Genomic DNA, 1,102 nt, shown 5'->3' with positions numbered 1-1,102 from the left:
CCGCAGTTCTGGCAGTCGGCAAGTGCATCTGGTGGGGGAAACGCGAACCGTCCATTGACATGGGATCAGTGGGTTGCTTTCAAGGCTGCACAGGACGGGAAAACGGCTGGAGCGGGGTCTGCCCTCTCTCAGGCATTCGATGTGCCTTCGCAGGTAGCCAAAGTCGCAACGGGGTTGACGCAGGCTCCAGACAGTGCCGCGGGCAGTAACGAAGGCGACGGAGGCGCAGGATTGTTTGGAGCCGTTGGGTCGGCGGCAGGCGCTTTGCTCGGTGGCGGCGAAGGCAATTCGGACGGCGACGACACCGGAAGCGACGATGGTGGTACGTTTGACGATGACCTGCTCAATGCGAATCCAGGCGTCAACGTGACACCGCTCGGCGACGCGCAACCGTTCGCGTATCAACCGGACCATTTGAGCGATGATGTTACGCAAGTTGCCGCCCGTGGTGTCAGCGCGGCCGACGAGGCCGATTGCTTTGGCGAATTCGAGTTCGATCTGGAACAATGCGATTTCGTCAGAGCGATGACCCAAGACCCACGAGCCTATGCGGTCTGCAAGGAGACCGCATTCCAGAACTATCAACGTTGCAGAGGCTTTTGAAATGACGAAACGCGCCCGCGCTACAGTGATCTTTTACAACGAAGATACGCAGCAGATTCAACTTTGCACTGTGTATCGTGACGAAATCGGGACTGCAATCGATCGGCAGATCGCGCGAGGTTCGGCGATGAATCTACCTCTCGGCGAGCCGGATGACAGCACGACCCCAATTACGGATGATGCTCTTCGTCAGATTGGCGGCATGGCCGTACTCAATCAGGCATCGGTGCATCCTGAGTTGCGTGGGCGCCTGAAAATTACAACCGAAGCGCCAATCGAGTGGACACAACCAAAAGGAACGGCGCAGTAAAACAGGACCACGAACGGCCTGTGGCCGGCCATCTGATTAATGTCGAATTCGCGCGCCGCATTGGCGAGGCTGCGCTTCCCTGGTTTGCCACTCAATACCCGGAATTTAGCGCCCGGCGCTCGGCCGAAATAGGCATCTCCCGGCGTAAGCCGTAGATTCTTTCAGTCGCCCTTCCATGCTTTCCCTTTT

At 57.9% G+C, this 1,102-nt stretch carries 1 protein-coding gene and 1 pseudogene; both read left to right on the top strand.

Annotated features, from left to right (window positions below):
- Positions 1-603, top strand: a pseudogene (locus U5A65_RS40635) (hypothetical protein); the annotation flags it as partial.
- Between the two features lies 1 nt (position 604).
- Positions 605-913 (top strand): hypothetical protein, encoded by a 309-nt coding sequence (locus U5A65_RS40630; protein ID WP_321918083.1) that lies wholly within the window; start codon positions 605-607, stop codon positions 911-913.
- Positions 914-1,102 lie beyond the last annotated feature (189 nt).

Origin of the sequence: Paraburkholderia sp. J10-1 (assembly GCF_905220165.1) — a bacterium.
Classification (GTDB): domain Bacteria; phylum Pseudomonadota; class Gammaproteobacteria; order Burkholderiales; family Burkholderiaceae; genus Paraburkholderia.
This window is presented reverse-complemented; position numbering and strand designations above follow the sequence as displayed.

What these genes read in the sequence shown, in the direction of transcription:
- U5A65_RS40630 (WP_321918083.1), top strand. Translation starts at nt 605, where the DNA reads ATGACGAAACGCGCCCGCGCTACAGTGATCTTTTACAACGAAGATACG.